Raw genomic sequence first — 15,608 nt, forward strand, 5'->3', positions numbered from 1 at the left:
GAGCGCCGTTCGTTCGGCAGTGACCGTGGTGACCGTAAGCCGTTCGGTGATCGTAACGATCGTCCGGCCCGTGATGGCGACCGCCGTCCGTTCAACAATGACCGTGGTGACCGTAAGCCCTTTGGTGATCGTCCTGAGCGCGGCCCGCGGAACTTCGACGGCCCCCGCCGCGACAATGGCGACCGCCGCCCCTTCAACAACGACCGCGGAGACCGTCCGGCTCGCGACGGTGGTGACCGCCGCCCCTTCAACAACGACCGCGGTGACCGTCCGGCCCGTGATGGTGAGCGCCTTCCGTTCAACAATGACCGTGGTGACCGTAAGCCGTTCGGTGATCGTCCTGAGCGCGGCCCGCGGAACTTCGACGGCCCCCGCCGCGACAGTGGCGACCGCCGCCCCTTCAACAACGACCGTGGTGACCGTCCGGCCCGTGATGGTGACCGCCGCTCGTTCGGCAACGACCGCGGCAACTCCTGGGAAGAGCGTCCTGCCCGGGTTCCGAACGCCAAGGACATCCGCAGCGCAAACCGCCCTGACCGCGAACGCTCTCCTGAGATCGACGACGACGTTACGGGTAAGGAACTGGACCGCGCCACGGGCCACCAAATCAAGACCCTCGAGGAGCAGAGCGCGGGCTGGGTTGCAAAGCACCTGGTCATGGCTGGCCGCCTGATCGACATTGAGCCTGAGCTTGCTTTCCAGCACGCGTTGGCTGCAAGCCGTCGCGGTGGACGTCTCTCTGTGGTCCGTGAAGCTGTCGGGCTGACGGCCTACGCTGCCGGCCACTATGGTGAGGCTCTGCGTGAATTCCGCACCTACCGCCGCATCAGTGGTTCGAACGTCCACCTCCCGGTGATGGCTGACTGTGAGCGTGGCCTGGGCCGTCCGGACCGTGCCCTGGATATGGTTCGCTCTCCTGAGGCGCAGGACCTTGACGCTCCGGGCAAGGTGGAGCTTGCCATTGTGGCATCGGGCGCCCGTGCGGACCTGGACCAGCTGGACGCTGCTGTCAGCGAACTGGAGATCCCGCAGCTGGACATTAACAGGGCGTTCTCGTACAGCCCGCGCCTTTTCCGCGCCTACGCAGAGGCTTTGGCCGCAGTGGGCCGCACTGAGGAGTCCGAGAAGTGGGCCCGCCAGGCCTTGGTTGCTGAGAATGCGCTCGGCGTTGGGGACTTCGCTGAACCCGAAATTGTTGACCTGGGCTGGGACGAGCGGGAAGAAGAAGCCGCGCGTAAGCCGCGCTTCGAGAAGCCGGCCCGGGACGCCGACGTCGTGAAGCCTGAGACTGAGACGGTCATCGTCGAGGCGGCGGCAGCGGACGTTGAGCACGACGAGGTCGAACTCGATGACGCGGAGTCGGACTACTTTGAGTCCAACGATGCCGAGTCGGATATCGATTCCGCGGAGGCGGACGAGGCGGACGAGGCGGACGAGACTGGCAACGAAGAGTCTGACGACGAGAACGCCGACTCCCGGAATGGCTGATTCGCTGATCTCATCCTTTGATGCTGTCCTCTCCGATTTGGATGGCGTGGTCTATGCAGGACCGCACGCCATCCCGGGAGCCGTGGAGTCGTTGAAGCGTCTCGAGACCGTGGGTGTTGGCCTGGGTTACGTCACGAACAACGCTTCACGGACCCCCGCCCAGGTCGCCGCGCATTTGCGTGAGCTGGGCGCTCCGGCTGAGGACCATCAAGTGGTCAGTTCCTCCCAGGCAGCAGGGGAGCTTCTTGCTTCCGTGCTGCCTGCGGGGGCGCATGTCCTGATAACAGGCAGCGCAGCACTGGCCCATGAGATCGAGCTGGTTGGCCTCAAGCCCGTGCATAGCGCAGACGAGGACCCTGTAGCTGTGGTGCAGGGCTTCAATCCGGAGATCGGTTGGAAGGATCTGGCCGAGGCCTCGTATGTGGTGGCCGGCGGAGCCATGTGGTTCGCGACCAACACTGACATGTCGATTCCGCAGGCCCGGGGCATGGCGCCGGGCAACGGAACCCTCGTCGCCGCGGTAGCTGCCGCTACGGGCAAGACGCCTTTGGTGGCCGGCAAACCCGAGGCGCCGCTCTTCCATGCTGCCGCGAAGCGGCTTAACGCGGATCGTCCCCTGGTGGTGGGCGACCGCTTGGACACGGACATTTTGGGCGGCAAACGCGCAGGATTTGCGACGGCGGCTGTCCTCACCGGCGTGGATACCACGCACACCATCCTGGCTGCGCGCACGGATGAGCGCCCCGACTACCTGTTGGCGGACCTGGAAGGGCTCTATGTCCCTTACCCGGAGGTCCTGAGCGAGGACGGTGCGTTCCGTTGCGGTGCAGCGTCCGCAGTTGCAGTGGACGGCACGGTCACTGTTACCGGGGACGAAGCGGACATCGATGCTTGGCGGGCGGCGTGTGCCGCTTGGTGGGCTGCCGTTCCGGCGTCCGACGTGGCGAAGGCTCCAAAGCTGGAATGGCAAAGTCACTAGACTGGTGCGATGACCGAACCCAGCAATGCCCCCGTGCCTGAGGCGGATGCGGTAGTCCAGTGGCCCGCCGACACGACGCCGACAGGTGACGCATTGGTGGACAGAGCCCTCGGCCTGTTGGCGGACGTTGCGGAGTCGCCGGTTTCTGGCCACGGCGAACTGTACGCCGGCATCCACGACTCCCTCTTGGAAGCCCTGGATGCTGAACCAGGTCTGCCTTCAGCACCTTCGAACAACCGCCCGGAAGGCGACAGCTAGCACATGGCACGACTTGATCAGGAACTCGTCTCCCGTGGGCTGGCGAGGTCCCGGACCCACGCTGCCAAACTCATCAGCGACGGGAAGGTCAGTTCCGGCGGCACGGTCCTGGCCAAAGCTGCGCTCCACGTCGACGCGGCAACGGAACTCATTGTCGAAGCCCACCTCGAGGACATCTACGCCAGCCGCGCCGGCCATAAGCTGGATGGCGCGCTTAAGGCGTTTCCCGCCGTCGTGGTTACCGGCAAGCGGTGTCTCGACGCCGGTGCTTCCACCGGCGGGTTCACTGACGTGCTGCTGAGGCAAGGGGCCGCGCGGGTGGTGGCCGTGGACGTCGGGCACGGCCAGTTGGTTCCGTACCTGCGCGAGGACCCCCGCGTTGACGTCCATGAGGGCCTCAACGTCCGGTACATGACGCCCGAACAGATCGGCGGGCTGTCACAACTGACGGTCGCGGACCTGTCCTTCATTTCGTTGACGCTGGTGGTCTACCCCCTTGCCCAATGCACTGAACCCGGTGGCGACATGGTCCTGATGGTGAAGCCGCAGTTCGAGGTTGGCAAGGAGCGGCTGAGCCGGTCGGGAGTGGTCACCTCGGAGAATGAACGACGCCGGGCGGTTGCCCAGGTGGCCCATGCTGCGGTGGACGCCGGGCTGGATCTGCAGGACCTGGCGGCCAGTCCATTGCCTGGCCAGGACGGAAATGTTGAATACTTCCTGTGGATGAAACGCAGGATGTCTGCGGTGTTGCCTAAGATCGAAGAGCGGGACGCAGCCGTTGCCGCGTTGATCGAGAAACTCTGGCCGAACCACTAGAAAGCAGAACCCGATGAGCAGGCGTGTACTGGTCCTTGCCCACACAGGGCGGGAGGAATCGCTCCGCGCAGCGTGGGATGCGTGTACGCAGCTGCACTCGTCAGGCTTGGTTCCCGTGCTCCAAAAGTCTGAGCTTGCCGATATCGAGCGGTTCTTCGGCGCCCTGGATACCCCGATCGAGATCCTTAATGACCACGTCAGCCTGGAGGACGTGGAGTTGGTCATGGTCTTGGGCGGTGACGGCACCATCCTTCGCGCGGCCGAGCTGGTCCGGGAGGTCGATGTGCCACTGCTTGGGGTCAACCTGGGGCACGTGGGCTTCCTGGCAGAAAGTGAGCGGGCCGACCTCGCCCAAACGGTCGAGTGGATCGCCAGCCGGCAGTACACGGTGGAAGAACGCATGACCATCGACGTTCAGGTCTGGATCAAGGGCCAGAAGATTTGGCACACGTGGGCTTTGAACGAGGCCGCCATCGAAAAAGCCAACCGCGAACGCATGTTGGAGGTTGTCACGGAGGTGGATGAGCGGCCCTTGACGTCGTTCGGCTGTGATGGCGTGGTCATGGCGACTCCTACGGGTTCCACAGCCTATGCGTTCTCTTCGGGTGGTCCCGTGGTGTGGCCGGAGGTTGAAGCCCTGGTCATCGTTCCGATCAGCGCGCACGCCCTCTTCGCCAAGCCCCTGGTGGTTTCGCCGCGTTCCAAGCTGGCCGTCGAAATCATGAACCGGACGGATGCGTTGGGGGTGCTCTGGTGCGATGGGCGACGATCTGTGGATCTGCCTCCGGGTGCGCGCGTGGAAGTGACGCGCTCAGCTACCCCGGTGCGGCTCGCCCGCACACACAAGACTCCGTTCTCGGCCCGGCTCGTGCGCAAGTTCGAGCTTCCCATCCATGGCTGGCGTGGCCCGGCTCCCCGCAGGGGCGAAGTCCACACCGGCCCCATCCCGGTGATCAGGACGCTGACACCGGCACCTTTGCCCAGCCCGCGGGACCCAGGGCACGGTGAACCCTCCGAACCCACGAATGCGAAGTGAACCATGCTTGAAGAACTCCGAATCCGTGACCTCGGCGTCATCACCGACGCCGCCCTGCCGTTGGGCCCCGGCCTGAGCGTCGTGACGGGCGAAACCGGCGCCGGTAAGACCATGGTGGTGACCGCCGTCGGGCTTCTTCTCGGTGCCCGCTCTGACGCCGGGGCTGTTCGCAGCGGCGCCAAGTCCGCGTCCGCCGAGGCCGTACTGAAGCTTGATCCGGCGCACAGCGCCGTGGAGCGCGCCAAAGAGGCTGGCGGTGAGGCTGAGGAGTTCGACGGCGTGGCTGAACTGTTGCTGGCCCGTACCGTTGGTGCCGACGGCCGCAGCCGCGCATACGTTGGCGGGCGCGCGGCACCTGTGGGGGTGCTGGCCGAGCTGGGGGAGAGCCTGGTAGTGGTCCACGGGCAGTCGGACCAGATCCGGCTCAAGAGCGCAACAGCCCAACGCCATGCTTTGGACCGCTTTGCCGGTGCGCCCCTGGCAAAGAGCCTGGGGGAGTACCAGGAGCTGTATAACCACTGGAAAGCCATCCAGGCCGAACTTGATACCCTGCGCAGCGAGGCCCGTGAACGGCTCCGTGAAGCGGAGTCCCTGGACGTTGCCCTCAAGGAAATAGACGACGTTGATCCGCAGCCTGGCGAGGACGAAACCCTCAAGGCCGAGGCTGTGAAGCTGGCGAATGTCGAAGAACTCCGGTTGGCGGCCGCGGCCGCCCATGAATCCCTCATCGCCGAGGAATTCGGTGACGCTGGGGACGCCACGTCCATGGTTGACGCAGCCAAGCGAACGTTGGAGAACGTCGCTGATCATGATGAGGAGCTGAGGTCTGCCGCTGCAAGGCTGGCGGAGGTCGGGTTCCTGCTCAATGACATTGCCGCGGACCTGTCCAGCTACCAGGCCGCATTGGATACGGAGGGGCCCGAACGACTGTCCGAAATCGAGGACCGCAGGGCGGCGCTGGCCAAGCTGATCCGTAAATATGCCCCGAGCATTGACGAGGTGCTGGAGTGGGCTGCCACGGCGCGGACGCGGCTGGATGAGCTTCAGGACGACTCAAGCCGGATCGAGTCCCTGGACGCAGAGGTGGCATCCGCGGAGGCCACCCTCCGGAAGCAGGCAGCAGCAATCAGCAAAGCCCGCCTCAAGGCCGCCAAGGACCTCTCAGGGCGCGTCAGCGCCGAACTGAAGGCCTTGGCCATGGCAGACGCTACCTTGGTCATCGAGGTGGACGGCAACGGCGTGTTGGGCTCGTGGGGTACCGATGAGATCGCTTTCCTCCTGCAGCCGCATTCGGGCGCCCCTGCCCGGCCGCTGGGTAAGGGAGCGTCCGGTGGTGAACTCTCGCGGGTCATGCTGGCCATCGAGGTAGTGCTGGCGGCAGTGGACCCCGTTCCGACCTTTGTTTTCGATGAGGTGGACGCAGGCGTGGGTGGCCGTGCCGCCGTCGAGATTGGACGCAGGCTGGCCATGCTGGCCCGCCACGTCCAGGTGCTGGTGGTAACCCACCTGCCGCAGGTGGCGGCATTCGCCGATCAGCACATCCGTGTCACCAAAACCTCCGTGCGGGGATCTGACGGGAAGACCACCACCGGGTTCACCTCCAGTGACGTTCAGTTGCTGAGCGAGGAGGAACGGGTGAAGGAACTTGCCCGGATGCTGGCCGGGCAGGAAGACTCCGAGTCCGCGCAGGCACATGCCCAGGAATTGTTGGACGACGCGAAACTCCTGCCGCAGCGGGCTTGAACACCGCTACGGGCAGTGCGAGCACCATCACATCGCCGCTCCCCAAGCCCCGGTGGCTCTTGATTGCCTGGCAGTCCTGGGCAACTATTGACCATTTGGGGAATCCGAACAGACGCTTGGAAGGCGTAATTGATGATAAGCTCGAATTCCGTGGTGCAGCGATCAAATTCCCGTGTAAATTCCCGGTTCCCGGGCTCGTCCAAGACGACCAAACACATCTTCGTCACCGGTGGTGTGGCGTCCTCGCTCGGTAAGGGTCTGACGGCTTCCAGCCTCGGCCACCTCCTGCGGGCACGCGGTTTGTCTGTAACAATGCAGAAGCTCGATCCCTACTTGAACGTGGATCCGGGCACGATGAACCCCTTCCAGCACGGCGAAGTATTCGTGACGGATGATGGCGCAGAAACCGACCTCGACATCGGACACTATGAGCGCTTCCTCGACGAAAACCTCGAAGGTTCGGCCAACGTCACAACCGGCCAGATCTACTCCACGGTCATCGCCAAGGAGCGTCGCGGCGAATACCTCGGAGACACGGTGCAGGTCATTCCGCACATCACCGATGAAATCAAGCGCCGCATGCGCCTGCCCGCAGAGGGCAAGAACGCTCCGGACGTCATCATCACCGAAATCGGTGGCACCGTGGGCGACATCGAGTCGCAGCCGTTCCTTGAGTCGGCCCGCCAGGTCCGCCAGGACGTGGGCCGCAACAACGTCTTCTTCCTCCACGTTTCGCTGGTGCCGTACATCGGCCCTTCCCAGGAACTGAAGACCAAGCCAACGCAGCACTCCGTGGCAGCCCTCCGCTCCATTGGTATCCAGCCTGAAGCCATCGTGATCCGTTCGGACCGCGAGGTGCCTGAAGCCATGCGCGAGAAGATCGGCCGCATGTGCGACGTCGACATCGACGCCGTGGTCAACGCCGCTGACGCTCCCAGCATCTACGACATCCCCAAGACACTGCACTCGCAGGGCCTGGACTCCTACATAGTTCGTGCCCTGGACCTGCCTTTCAAGGACGTCGACTGGAGCAAGTGGGACAAGCTGCTTGAAGCTGTCCACAACCCCAAGCACGAGGTCGAGATTGCCCTGGTGGGCAAGTACATCGACCTTCCGGATGCGTACCTTTCGGTGACTGAAGCCCTTCGTGCCGGCGGCTTCGCCAACGAAGCGAAGGTCAAGATCCGTTGGGTGCCTTCGGACGAGTGCGAAACCCTTGAGGGTGCCACCAAGTCCCTGGCCGGCGTGGACGCCATCTGCGTTCCCGGCGGCTTTGGGATCCGTGGTCTCGAAGGCAAGCTTGGCGCTTTGAAGTTCGCCCGCGAATCCAAGCTCCCTGTCCTCGGCCTGTGCCTGGGGCTGCAGTGCATGGTGATCGAGTATGCCCGCAACGTGGTTGGCCTGGAAGGGGCTTCCTCCAGCGAGTTCGAGCCCGATTCCAAGTACCCGGTCATCGCCACCATGGAAGAGCAGCTGGACATTGTGGACGGCAAGGGAGACCTCGGCGGAACCATGCGCCTGGGCCTCTATGAAGCCAAACTGGACGAAGGCTCGGTCATTGCCGAGACGTACGGCACCACCACGGTCAGCGAACGCCACCGGCACCGCTACGAGGTCAACAACAAGTACCGCGAGCAGATTGCTGCCGAGGGCCTGGTGTTCTCCGGGACCTCTCCCGATGGCAAGCTCGTGGAGTACGTGGAGCTTCCCCGCGAAGTCCACCCGTACTATGTTGCAACGCAGGCGCACCCGGAGCTCAGCTCCCGCCCCACGCGCCCGCATCCGCTGTTCGCAGGCCTGGTCAAGGCTGCCCTGGAACGTCGCGAAGGCGCACCGGTGGCAACGAAGACCGGTGCCCGCGCGGTAGCGGCCAAGTAAATAAACGTACTAGCGAAGGACGGCGCGATGCCCGGTATCTCTGAAACCCCCCGCACATCAAGGCAGGTTTCGGACATGCCGAGCCCGCGCCGTCTTTTGTCTACCAACAAGGTTTACGAAGGCCGCATTTGGGACGTAGTGAGTGACTCGTTCCAGCTCAGCGAAGACACGGACACCCTGGTCCGTGACTACATTGACCATCCGGGCGCCGTCGCTGTCCTTCCCATGAACGTGGACGGCGAGATCCTGCTGCTCAAGCAGTACCGGCATCCGGTGGGCATGGACCTGTGGGAAATCCCGGCCGGGTTGCTGGATGTCGAAGGCGAAGATTTCGTGGTCGGTGCAGCGCGGGAGTTGGCCGAGGAAGCGGATCTGGTTGCGGCTACCTGGAATGTCCTGGTGGACTTCTTCAATTCACCGGGCTCTTCCAGCGAAGCGGTACGGATCTACCTGGCCCGCGGGATCACGGACGTTCCGGAAGCGGACAGGCACGTCAGGACTGACGAAGAGGCCGAGATCGAGCTTCAGTGGGTCCCGCTGGAAGATGCCGTCCAAGCCGTCCTCGAGGGCCGGCTGCACAACCCTTCGGCGGTGCTGGGCATCCTTGCGGCCGCAGCAGCGAAGGCCGATGGATTCACCAAGCTCCGTCCTGCGAACGCGCCCTGGCCCGCACATCCGAGCCAGCGCTGAGCATGGCGGAGGCGCCTGCCCGCACCCTCACTGCCATTGACCGGGCAGTCACCGATTACCTGCAGCACGTCGGCGTGGAAAAGGGGCTGGCAGCGAACACGTTGGCCGCGTACCGTCGCGACCTCGCAAGGTACTCGAACTTCCTGGCGGCGCAAGGGATCGAGCGTCCCGGCAATATCACGCGCCATCACGTCACGGCATTCGTCCAGGCGTTGTCCGATGGCTCGGACGGCGCAGCGGCCCTGGGCGTCCGCTCCGCAGCACGGACAGTGGTAGCCGTCCGCGGCCTGCATAAGTTTTGGGCGCTGGAAGGAACCACGACGACGGACCCCGCCAGTGATGTCCACCCACCGATGCCGGGAAAGAGGCTCCCGAAAGCGATCAGCGTAGGCGAAGTCACGCGGATACTGGAGGCCGCCGGCACGGACACGCCTACCGGACTCAGGGACCGCGCGCTCCTTGAGTTCCTCTATTCCACGGGTGCCCGCATCAGCGAAGCCGTCGGCCTGGACGTGGACGACGTATCCCTCGAAGACTCCGGGGGTGAACCCGCGATCGTCAGGTTGTTCGGCAAGGGTTCCAAGGAGCGGTTGGTGCCCATGGGTTCCTACGGCGCCCGGGCTGTTGGTGCGTACGTCGTCAGGGGCAGGCCCTTACTGGCTGCCAAAGGTAAAGGGACTCCGGCGCTGTTCCTCAATGCCCGTGGCGGGCGGATCAGCAGGCAGAGCGCCTGGACCATCCTCAAAGCAGCGGCCGAGAAAGCCAACATCACCAAGGATGTTTCACCGCACACCCTGCGGCACTCCTTCGCCACCCACCTGCTTGAAGGGGGAGCGGATGTCAGGGTGGTGCAGGAACTCCTGGGGCACGCGTCAGTGACCACCACGCAGGTCTACACGTTGGTCACAGCGGACACTCTGCGTGAAATCTACGCAGCGGCCCACCCAAGGGCACTGGGCTAACAGATCATTCCTGTGCCGGGGCTAGCCGATGACGTTGAGCGTGAACTCCGCGGCCCCGATAAACAGGGCCAGCACAGAGGTCCCCAGGCCTGCGACCAGCAACAACCCGGGGTGGGCCAGGCCAACCACCACCCGCTTGAGCCGGGGGCGTCCCTTGAGGAACTTCTTGGGCACCCGGGTTTTGACCGGTATTTGCCGCCAGCCGCGGAGCCGCCGCAGGAACCATGCACACCTGACAATGAATGCCATCCAGAGCACGGAGAGAACCAGCGGAACGGCAGCAAGCATCAGGTTGAACCCGAGCGCCGTGACTTCCTTCTCCGAGTCACCGATCACGGACTGCACGGTGGTGGAGATCGATGCGCTCATGACCACCGAAGCCGCCCAGACCATGAAGGCTGCGACGAGCGCCAGGAAACGGACAAAGAAATGCCCCAGGACCGTCGCGTCCACTGCCTTGAGGTGCCGGCGTGGCGTTGCATAAAGAACCACCAAAGTTGAGATCAGGGTGGGCAATGCGGCGGCGAGGACCAGCAGGTACCAGGTCCAGCCAGCCAGATCCACCACCTCGTCCAGGACAATGAGGCCGGCCCACAGGACCGTCCAGGCCCAGCCCGCGTAAAGCGGTTGGGCCACGAGCCATTGCGGAAGCCAGCTGTCCCGTTCTGTCGTACCGGTGCCGGGTGTCAGGGCAGCGGCCCCGCCTTTGTTGGACGCCTCAGGTACCTTATCGACGTCGCCCACGACGGCGCCCACGTCACCCACGCCTTCGCTCATGGGCTCACTGTAGCAATGGCGGCCATGGCTGCGGGAGTACAGGTTAAGGTAGTCACCATGACTGCAGCCCAGGTGACTTTGTGCTTCCTCCTTCGTAATGCCGCGGACGGTGAGTACGTGCTGCTCGGCACCAAGAAGACAGGCTTCGGCCGCGGCAAGGTTGTGGGCGTCGGAGGACACCTGGAAAACGGCGAAACTGCAGAGCAGGCTGCCTGTCGTGAGGTCATGGAGGAAATCAGCGTCGTCGTGGCACCGGAGGACCTTGTTCCGGCAGGGACAGTTGATTTTGTTTTTCCGGCCAGGCCCGAGTGGAACATGGCCACTACCGTGTTCCTCACCCGCGCTTGGGACGGGGAGCCCATCGAAAGCGTGGAGATCGCGCCCGCCTGGTTCCCTGTTGACCGCCTTCCCGTGGAACGTATGTGGGCAGACGCTGAGCACTGGTTGCCGGCCATGATTTCCGGGCAGCGTATCGCGGTGCGCGTCGCCTTGGCCGCCGACAACGAAAACGTGGCGGACGTCCGCACCGAGGCTTGGGTGGGTCCGGTTTAGTACCTCGGACGACGGCGGTCCGGTCACCTCAAGGTGACCGGACCGCCGTCGTACTTTTCTGCTTTAAGGTCGCAAAACTTAGGGCACGTGCCGCTCTTCCGGGCCGTTGTATTCGCTCAACGGACGGATCAGGGAGTTCGAAGCAACCTGCTCCATGATGTGCGCGGTCCATCCCGTGATGCGGCTGGCCACGAACAAGGGCGTGAAGGTCTGCGTGTCGAAGCCCATGAGGTGGTACGTGGGGCCGGCCGGGTAGTCAAGGTTGGGCTTGATCGCCTTCGCCTCATCCATGGCCTGTTCAAGGCCGTTGTAGAGGCCCAGGAGTTCGGGCCGGCCGTAGTGCGCGATCATCTTGTCCAGCGCGGCCTTCATGGTGGGTACCCGGGAGTCGCCATGCTTGTACACGCGGTGCCCGAAGCCCATCACCTTCTTTTTCTGTGCCAAGGCGTTTTCCATCCAGGTCTTCGCCCGGGATGCGGCTTCGTCCAGCGATTCTTCGCTGCGGATGCCGATCTCATCGAAGGTATGCATGACGGCTTCGTTGGCGCCTCCGTGCAGGGGGCCCTTGAGGGCGCCGATCGCGGCGGTCACGGCCGAGTGCAGGTCCGCGAGGGTGGATGTGACCACCCGGGCGGTGAAGGTGGAGGCGTTGAAGGAGTGTTCTGCGTAAAGGATCATCGAGACGTTGAACGCCTCAACCACTTCGGGAACCTGTTCTTCGCCGAACGTCATCCACAGGAAGTTCGCCGAGTAGTCGAGGTCTTCGCGTGGTTCCACGACGTCCTCGCCGCGCCGGCGACGCTGGTCGTACGCCACGACAGCAGGCATGGCAGCCCAGAGGTCGATGGCCTTCTTCATGTTGGCTTCGGGTGAGGAATCCTCGGCCAGTTCGTGCCTGGCGCCAAGCACGGACGCTGCCGTGCGGCAGACGTCCATGGGATGTGCCGTGGTGGGCAGGGTATCAATGACCGTCTTGACGACGGGATCGAGGGCACGTCCTGCGCGTTCGCGGGCCGTGAACTCGGCGAGCTGCGATTCGTTGGGCAGTTCGCCGTTCCACAGCAGGTAGGCAACTTCTTCGAAGCTGCACTTGGCGGCGAGTTCCTGGACGGGATACCCGCGGTACAGCAGCGAGTTCGTGTCCGGGTTGACCTTCGAGACGGCGGTGTAGTCCACCACGACGCCGGCAAGGCCCTTTTTGATGTCTTCAGCTGCCATGCTGAACTCCTTCGTTCATGATGCAGGGCCCGGTGATGGGACCCTGCGTTCCCCTTGATGAAACTGGAACCTAGCGGATGCCAGGAACCTTGAAGTTGAATACGCCGGTATCGAACTGGTTGTATGCCTCATAGTCCACGAGTTCGTAGAGGCGGGCACGCGTGAGCATGTTCTCCACTTCAGCCTCTTGGGTCCCCGCAGCCTTGATCGATTCCAGAGTACGCTCTGCAGCGCCCATCGCAATGCGGAGGAGCGTCACGGGGTAGATGACCATGTTCACGCCAACGCTTTGGAGTTGGTCGACGGTGAAAAGGTCGCTTTTTCCGAACTCCGTCATGTTGGCCAGGATGGGCACATCCACGGCGTCACGGATGGCCTGGAACTCGCCCAGGTCCTGCATGGCTTCGGGGAAGATGGCGTCGGCGCCTGCGTCCACAAGAGCGCGGGCGCGGTCCTGAGCAGCCTCGATTCCTTCGACTGCGCGGATGTCGGTGCGCGCCATGATGAGGAAGTTCGGGTCCCGGCGGGCGTCTGCGGCGGCACGGATCCGCTTGGTCGCGGTGTCGATGTCAACGACGTTCTTGCCGTCCAGGTGTCCGCAGCGTTTCGGGTTGAACTGATCCTCGATGTGGCAACCGGCCAGGCCGGCGTTTTCGAGTTCCTGGATGGATCGGGCCACGTTCATCGGTTCGCCAAATCCGGTGTCGGCATCCACCAACGACGGCAAATCGGTCATACGGGCGATCTGCCCGGCGCGCGTTGCTACCTCGGTGAGGGTAGTCAGGCCGATGTCCGGCAGGCCGAGGTCATTGGCGAGGACGGCGCCGGAGATGTAGACGCCGGCGAAGCCCTTTTCCTCGATGAGCCGGGCCGAGAGCGGGTTGAAGGCTCCCGGGAACTGCTGCACGGTCCCGGAGGCCAGCAGTTCCCGGAGTTTCAGCCGCTTCTGTTCGGGGGTGACTTTGGAGTACAGCATTTAAAACAGTCCCTTGGGTGCGTTGTTGAGGTCGATCACGCCGGGGGCTGCGGTGATGTTCAGCTGGTCCAGTTCGCCTTCGCCCAGTTCGGTGACGCGTTCGACGGCGGTGAGGAACCTTTCGATTTCGGCTTCTTCGACCAGTCCCGCAGCGAGGGTGCGGAACTTGTTGATGTATTGCTCTCGGGCGAAAGGCCGGGCACCAAGGGGGTGGGCGTCCGCCACGGCGATCTCATCGGTGATGACCGTGCCGTCCGTCAGCGTGATTTCCACTGAACCGCCGAAGGCCTTCTCAGCGATGTCCAGGGAGTGGTAACGCCGGGTCCACTCCGGGTCTTCCACGGTGGTGACTTTGTGCCAGAGTTCCACGGTGTCCGGGCGGGCGGCCCGTTCGGGGGCGTAAGAGTCAACGTGGTGCCATGCGCCGTCCTGGAGTGCGACGGTGAAGATGTACGGGATGGAGTGGTCCAGGGTTTCGCGGGATGCGGTGGGGGAGTACTTCTGGGGATCGTTAGCTCCGGAACCGATCACGTAGTGGGTGTGGTGGCTGGTCTTGATCAGCACGGACCTCACGTTAGCGGGATCGGTGGCTTCGGGGTGCTCGCGGTTCAGCTTGCGGGCGAGGTCGATCCACGCCTGGGCTTGGTACTCGGCGGAGTGTTCCTTGGTGTAGGTGTCCAGGATGGCGCGCTTGGCTTCGCCGGGCAGCGGCAGCGGAACCTCGTAGGAGGCGTCCGGGCCGTCCAGCATCCAGGCGATCACGCCGTCTTCGCCTTCGTAGATCGGCACGGGGGAAGTCTGCCCGCGCATGGAGCGGTCCACGGCTTCTACGGCCATCTTCCCTGCGAACGCGGGGGCGTGGGCCTTCCAGGTGGAGATTTCGCCCTTGCGGGACTGCCGGGTGGCGGTGGTGGTGTGCAGGGCCTGTCCCACCGACTGGAAGATCGTTTCAACATCCAAACCCAACAACGTGCCGATACCGGCGGCGGCGGACGGGCCGAGGTGGGCAACGTGGTCGATCTTGTGCTTGTGCAGGCAGATCGCCTTGACCAGGTTCACTTGGATCTCGTAACCAGTGGCGATGGCACGGACCAGGTCGGCGCCGTTGGAGCCCACGTGCTGTGCGACTGCCAGGATCGGCGGGATGTTGTCGCCCGGGTGGGAGTAATCAGCAGCCAGGAAGGTGTCGTGGTAGTCCAGTTCGCGCACAGCCACGCCGTTGGCCCAGGCCGCCCACTCGGGGGAGACCTGCTCGCTGATACCGAAAATGTGGGCGCCATTGCCGTTGGCGGACGGGCCGTGGGTCAGGGCCTGGGCGCGGGCAGCGACGATCGGTGCGCGGTTCAGCGAGGCGATGGCCACTGAGGCGTTGTCGATGATCCGGTTGATCACCATGTCGGTGACCTCGGGCGTAACGTCGACGGGGTCGGCGGCGACCACGGCGATCTTGTGGGCCAGTTGTTCCTCGCGGGGGAGGTTCTCTTCGCTCTTGTAGACACGGACGTGATTGTTCTTAACCATGGTGCTCCTTCTAGGCAGTGGTGTTTCTAGGCAGGCGTGTGGGTAGCTTTGACGTGGGTAAGGCTGCGGTGCAGGTGAAGTGTGGTTGCGGCTTCGGCCAGCCGGGGGTTGCCGGCGGCGATGGCTTCTGCGATGGCGGCGTGTTCTCCTGCGGCCGCGTGAAGCCGGGCGGAGTCGTCAGCTGCCAAGCGGCGGACCCTGACCAGATGGACGCGGAGGCTGCGCATGGCGTGGGCCATATACGTGTTCGAAATGGCGGCGTCTATGGCATCGTCCAGCCGGCCAACCAGCGCGTAGTAGTCGTGGCGTGCGGGATCGGTTTCGGTGAGGAGTTCGGGGGCCAACAGCAGTTGGGCGTGGAGTTCGGTGAAGATCCCGGGCTCGCCGCGTTCGGCGGCCAGCCCCGCAGCCCGCACTTCGAGGGTCTCGCGCAGTTCGAAAAGTTCGTCGATGTTTTCCAGTGAGATATCGGTAACGACGACGCCGCGGCCTCCTGCCGCCGTCGTCAATCCCTCAGCGGTGAGCCGGCCCAGCGCCTCGCGGACCGGTGTGCGGGACACGCCGAGGCGCTCGGACTGCTCCACCTCCGCCAGGACCGTGCCCGGACGAAGGCGCCATTCGATGATGTCTTCCCTGAGGGCAGTGTAGGCCCGGTCACTGGCGCGCATAGCATCAGTGTATACACAGCTTGGTGTCAAAGCGACAGTCGGATGA

The 15,608-nt window shown here is 64.0% G+C and carries 15 protein-coding genes; 10 read left to right on the forward strand and 5 right to left on the reverse strand.

Annotated elements, in window-relative coordinates; genetic code table 11:
* From QRM57_RS15415 to xerD, 9 genes are all read left to right on the forward strand, one after another.
* Window positions 1-1,488 (forward strand): hypothetical protein (locus QRM57_RS15415; protein WP_284987223.1); only part of this gene is annotated, 1,488 nt, incomplete at its 5' end.
* Window positions 1,481-2,467, forward strand: coding sequence for an HAD-IIA family hydrolase (locus QRM57_RS15420; RefSeq protein ID WP_284987224.1), 987 nt, complete (start codon window positions 1,481-1,483; stop codon window positions 2,465-2,467). The genes QRM57_RS15415 and QRM57_RS15420, both read left to right, overlap by 8 nt.
* A 9-nt stretch (window positions 2,468-2,476) precedes the next feature.
* Window positions 2,477-2,725, forward strand: coding sequence for a hypothetical protein (locus QRM57_RS15425; protein ID WP_235520384.1), 249 nt, complete (start codon window positions 2,477-2,479; stop codon window positions 2,723-2,725).
* A 3-nt stretch (window positions 2,726-2,728) separates the two neighbouring features.
* Window positions 2,729-3,541: a TlyA family RNA methyltransferase gene (locus tag QRM57_RS15430; RefSeq protein ID WP_284987225.1), complete on the forward strand. Its 813-nt coding sequence runs from the start codon at window positions 2,729-2,731 to the stop codon at window positions 3,539-3,541.
* 13 nt (window positions 3,542-3,554) lie between these two features.
* Window positions 3,555-4,577: an NAD kinase gene (locus QRM57_RS15435; RefSeq protein WP_284987226.1), complete on the forward strand. Its 1,023-nt coding sequence runs from the start codon at window positions 3,555-3,557 to the stop codon at window positions 4,575-4,577.
* A gap of 3 nt (window positions 4,578-4,580) precedes the next feature.
* The gene (gene recN, locus QRM57_RS15440) at window positions 4,581-6,320 is read left to right on the forward strand and encodes a DNA repair protein RecN (RefSeq protein WP_284987227.1); all 1,740 of its coding nucleotides are present in this window, start codon (window positions 4,581-4,583) and stop codon (window positions 6,318-6,320) included.
* Window positions 6,321-6,452: 132 nt separating this feature from the next.
* Window positions 6,453-8,198: a CTP synthase gene (pyrG, locus tag QRM57_RS15445; protein WP_235520388.1), complete on the forward strand. Its 1,746-nt coding sequence runs from the start codon at window positions 6,453-6,455 to the stop codon at window positions 8,196-8,198.
* A 27-nt stretch (window positions 8,199-8,225) separates the two neighbouring features.
* Complete coding sequence (locus QRM57_RS15450; protein WP_284987228.1) at window positions 8,226-8,888, forward strand: NUDIX domain-containing protein; 663 nt, start codon at window positions 8,226-8,228, stop codon at window positions 8,886-8,888.
* A gap of 2 nt (window positions 8,889-8,890) precedes the next feature.
* Window positions 8,891-9,850, forward strand: coding sequence for a site-specific tyrosine recombinase XerD (gene xerD / locus QRM57_RS15455; protein WP_235520390.1), 960 nt, complete (start codon window positions 8,891-8,893; stop codon window positions 9,848-9,850).
* A gap of 21 nt (window positions 9,851-9,871) precedes the next feature.
* On the opposite strand, the gene QRM57_RS15460 is transcribed toward xerD, so the two are convergent.
* Window positions 9,872-10,627 (reverse strand): hypothetical protein, encoded by a 756-nt coding sequence (locus QRM57_RS15460; RefSeq protein ID WP_284987229.1) that lies wholly within the window; start codon window positions 10,625-10,627, stop codon window positions 9,872-9,874.
* Window positions 10,628-10,684: 57 nt separating this feature from the next.
* On the opposite strand from QRM57_RS15460, the gene QRM57_RS15465 reads away from it, so the two are divergent.
* On the forward strand, window positions 10,685-11,179 hold the full coding sequence (locus QRM57_RS15465; protein WP_284987230.1) for an 8-oxo-dGTP diphosphatase: 495 nt from the start codon (window positions 10,685-10,687) through the stop codon (window positions 11,177-11,179).
* Window positions 11,180-11,257: 78 nt separating this feature from the next.
* Here QRM57_RS15465 and QRM57_RS15470 read toward each other — a convergent pair whose 3' ends face one another.
* From QRM57_RS15470 to QRM57_RS15485, 4 genes are all read right to left on the reverse strand, one after another.
* Window positions 11,258-12,397 (reverse strand): bifunctional 2-methylcitrate synthase/citrate synthase, encoded by a 1,140-nt coding sequence (locus QRM57_RS15470; protein ID WP_284987231.1) that lies wholly within the window; start codon window positions 12,395-12,397, stop codon window positions 11,258-11,260.
* 70 nt (window positions 12,398-12,467) lie between these two features.
* Window positions 12,468-13,373, reverse strand: coding sequence for a methylisocitrate lyase (gene prpB, locus QRM57_RS15475; protein ID WP_284987232.1), 906 nt, complete (start codon window positions 13,371-13,373; stop codon window positions 12,468-12,470).
* The gene (locus tag QRM57_RS15480; protein WP_284987233.1) at window positions 13,374-14,894 is read right to left on the reverse strand and encodes an MmgE/PrpD family protein; all 1,521 of its coding nucleotides are present in this window, start codon (window positions 14,892-14,894) and stop codon (window positions 13,374-13,376) included.
* A 26-nt stretch (window positions 14,895-14,920) separates the two neighbouring features.
* On the reverse strand, window positions 14,921-15,562 hold the full coding sequence (locus tag QRM57_RS15485) for a GntR family transcriptional regulator (protein ID WP_284987234.1): 642 nt from the start codon (window positions 15,560-15,562) through the stop codon (window positions 14,921-14,923).
* Between the last annotated feature and the right edge of the window lie 46 nt (window positions 15,563-15,608).

The organism is Arthrobacter sp. fls2-241-R2A-172, from assembly GCF_030208885.1.
Taxonomy (GTDB): Bacteria; Actinomycetota; Actinomycetes; order Actinomycetales; family Micrococcaceae; genus Arthrobacter.

Coding starts and splice junctions, on each gene's coding strand:
- recN (WP_284987227.1), top strand. CDS start 4,581: ATGCTTGAAGAACTCCGAATCCGTGACCTCGGCGTCATCACCGACGCC.
- QRM57_RS15480 (WP_284987233.1), bottom strand. CDS start 14,894: ATGGTTAAGAACAATCACGTCCGTGTCTACAAGAGCGAAGAGAACCTC.
- QRM57_RS15485 (WP_284987234.1), bottom strand. CDS start 15,562: ATGCGCGCCAGTGACCGGGCCTACACTGCCCTCAGGGAAGACATCATC.
- QRM57_RS15425 (WP_235520384.1), top strand. CDS start 2,477: ATGACCGAACCCAGCAATGCCCCCGTGCCTGAGGCGGATGCGGTAGTC.
- QRM57_RS15450 (WP_284987228.1), top strand. CDS start 8,226: ATGCCCGGTATCTCTGAAACCCCCCGCACATCAAGGCAGGTTTCGGAC.
- QRM57_RS15470 (WP_284987231.1), bottom strand. CDS start 12,397: ATGGCAGCTGAAGACATCAAAAAGGGCCTTGCCGGCGTCGTGGTGGAC.
- QRM57_RS15420 (WP_284987224.1), top strand. CDS start 1,481: ATGGCTGATTCGCTGATCTCATCCTTTGATGCTGTCCTCTCCGATTTG.
- xerD (WP_235520390.1), top strand. CDS start 8,891: ATGGCGGAGGCGCCTGCCCGCACCCTCACTGCCATTGACCGGGCAGTC.
- prpB (WP_284987232.1), bottom strand. CDS start 13,373: ATGCTGTACTCCAAAGTCACCCCCGAACAGAAGCGGCTGAAACTCCGG.
- QRM57_RS15465 (WP_284987230.1), top strand. CDS start 10,685: ATGACTGCAGCCCAGGTGACTTTGTGCTTCCTCCTTCGTAATGCCGCG.
- QRM57_RS15460 (WP_284987229.1), bottom strand. CDS start 10,627: ATGAGCGAAGGCGTGGGTGACGTGGGCGCCGTCGTGGGCGACGTCGAT.
- QRM57_RS15430 (WP_284987225.1), top strand. CDS start 2,729: ATGGCACGACTTGATCAGGAACTCGTCTCCCGTGGGCTGGCGAGGTCC.
- pyrG (WP_235520388.1), top strand. CDS start 6,453: ATGATAAGCTCGAATTCCGTGGTGCAGCGATCAAATTCCCGTGTAAAT.
- QRM57_RS15435 (WP_284987226.1), top strand. CDS start 3,555: ATGAGCAGGCGTGTACTGGTCCTTGCCCACACAGGGCGGGAGGAATCG.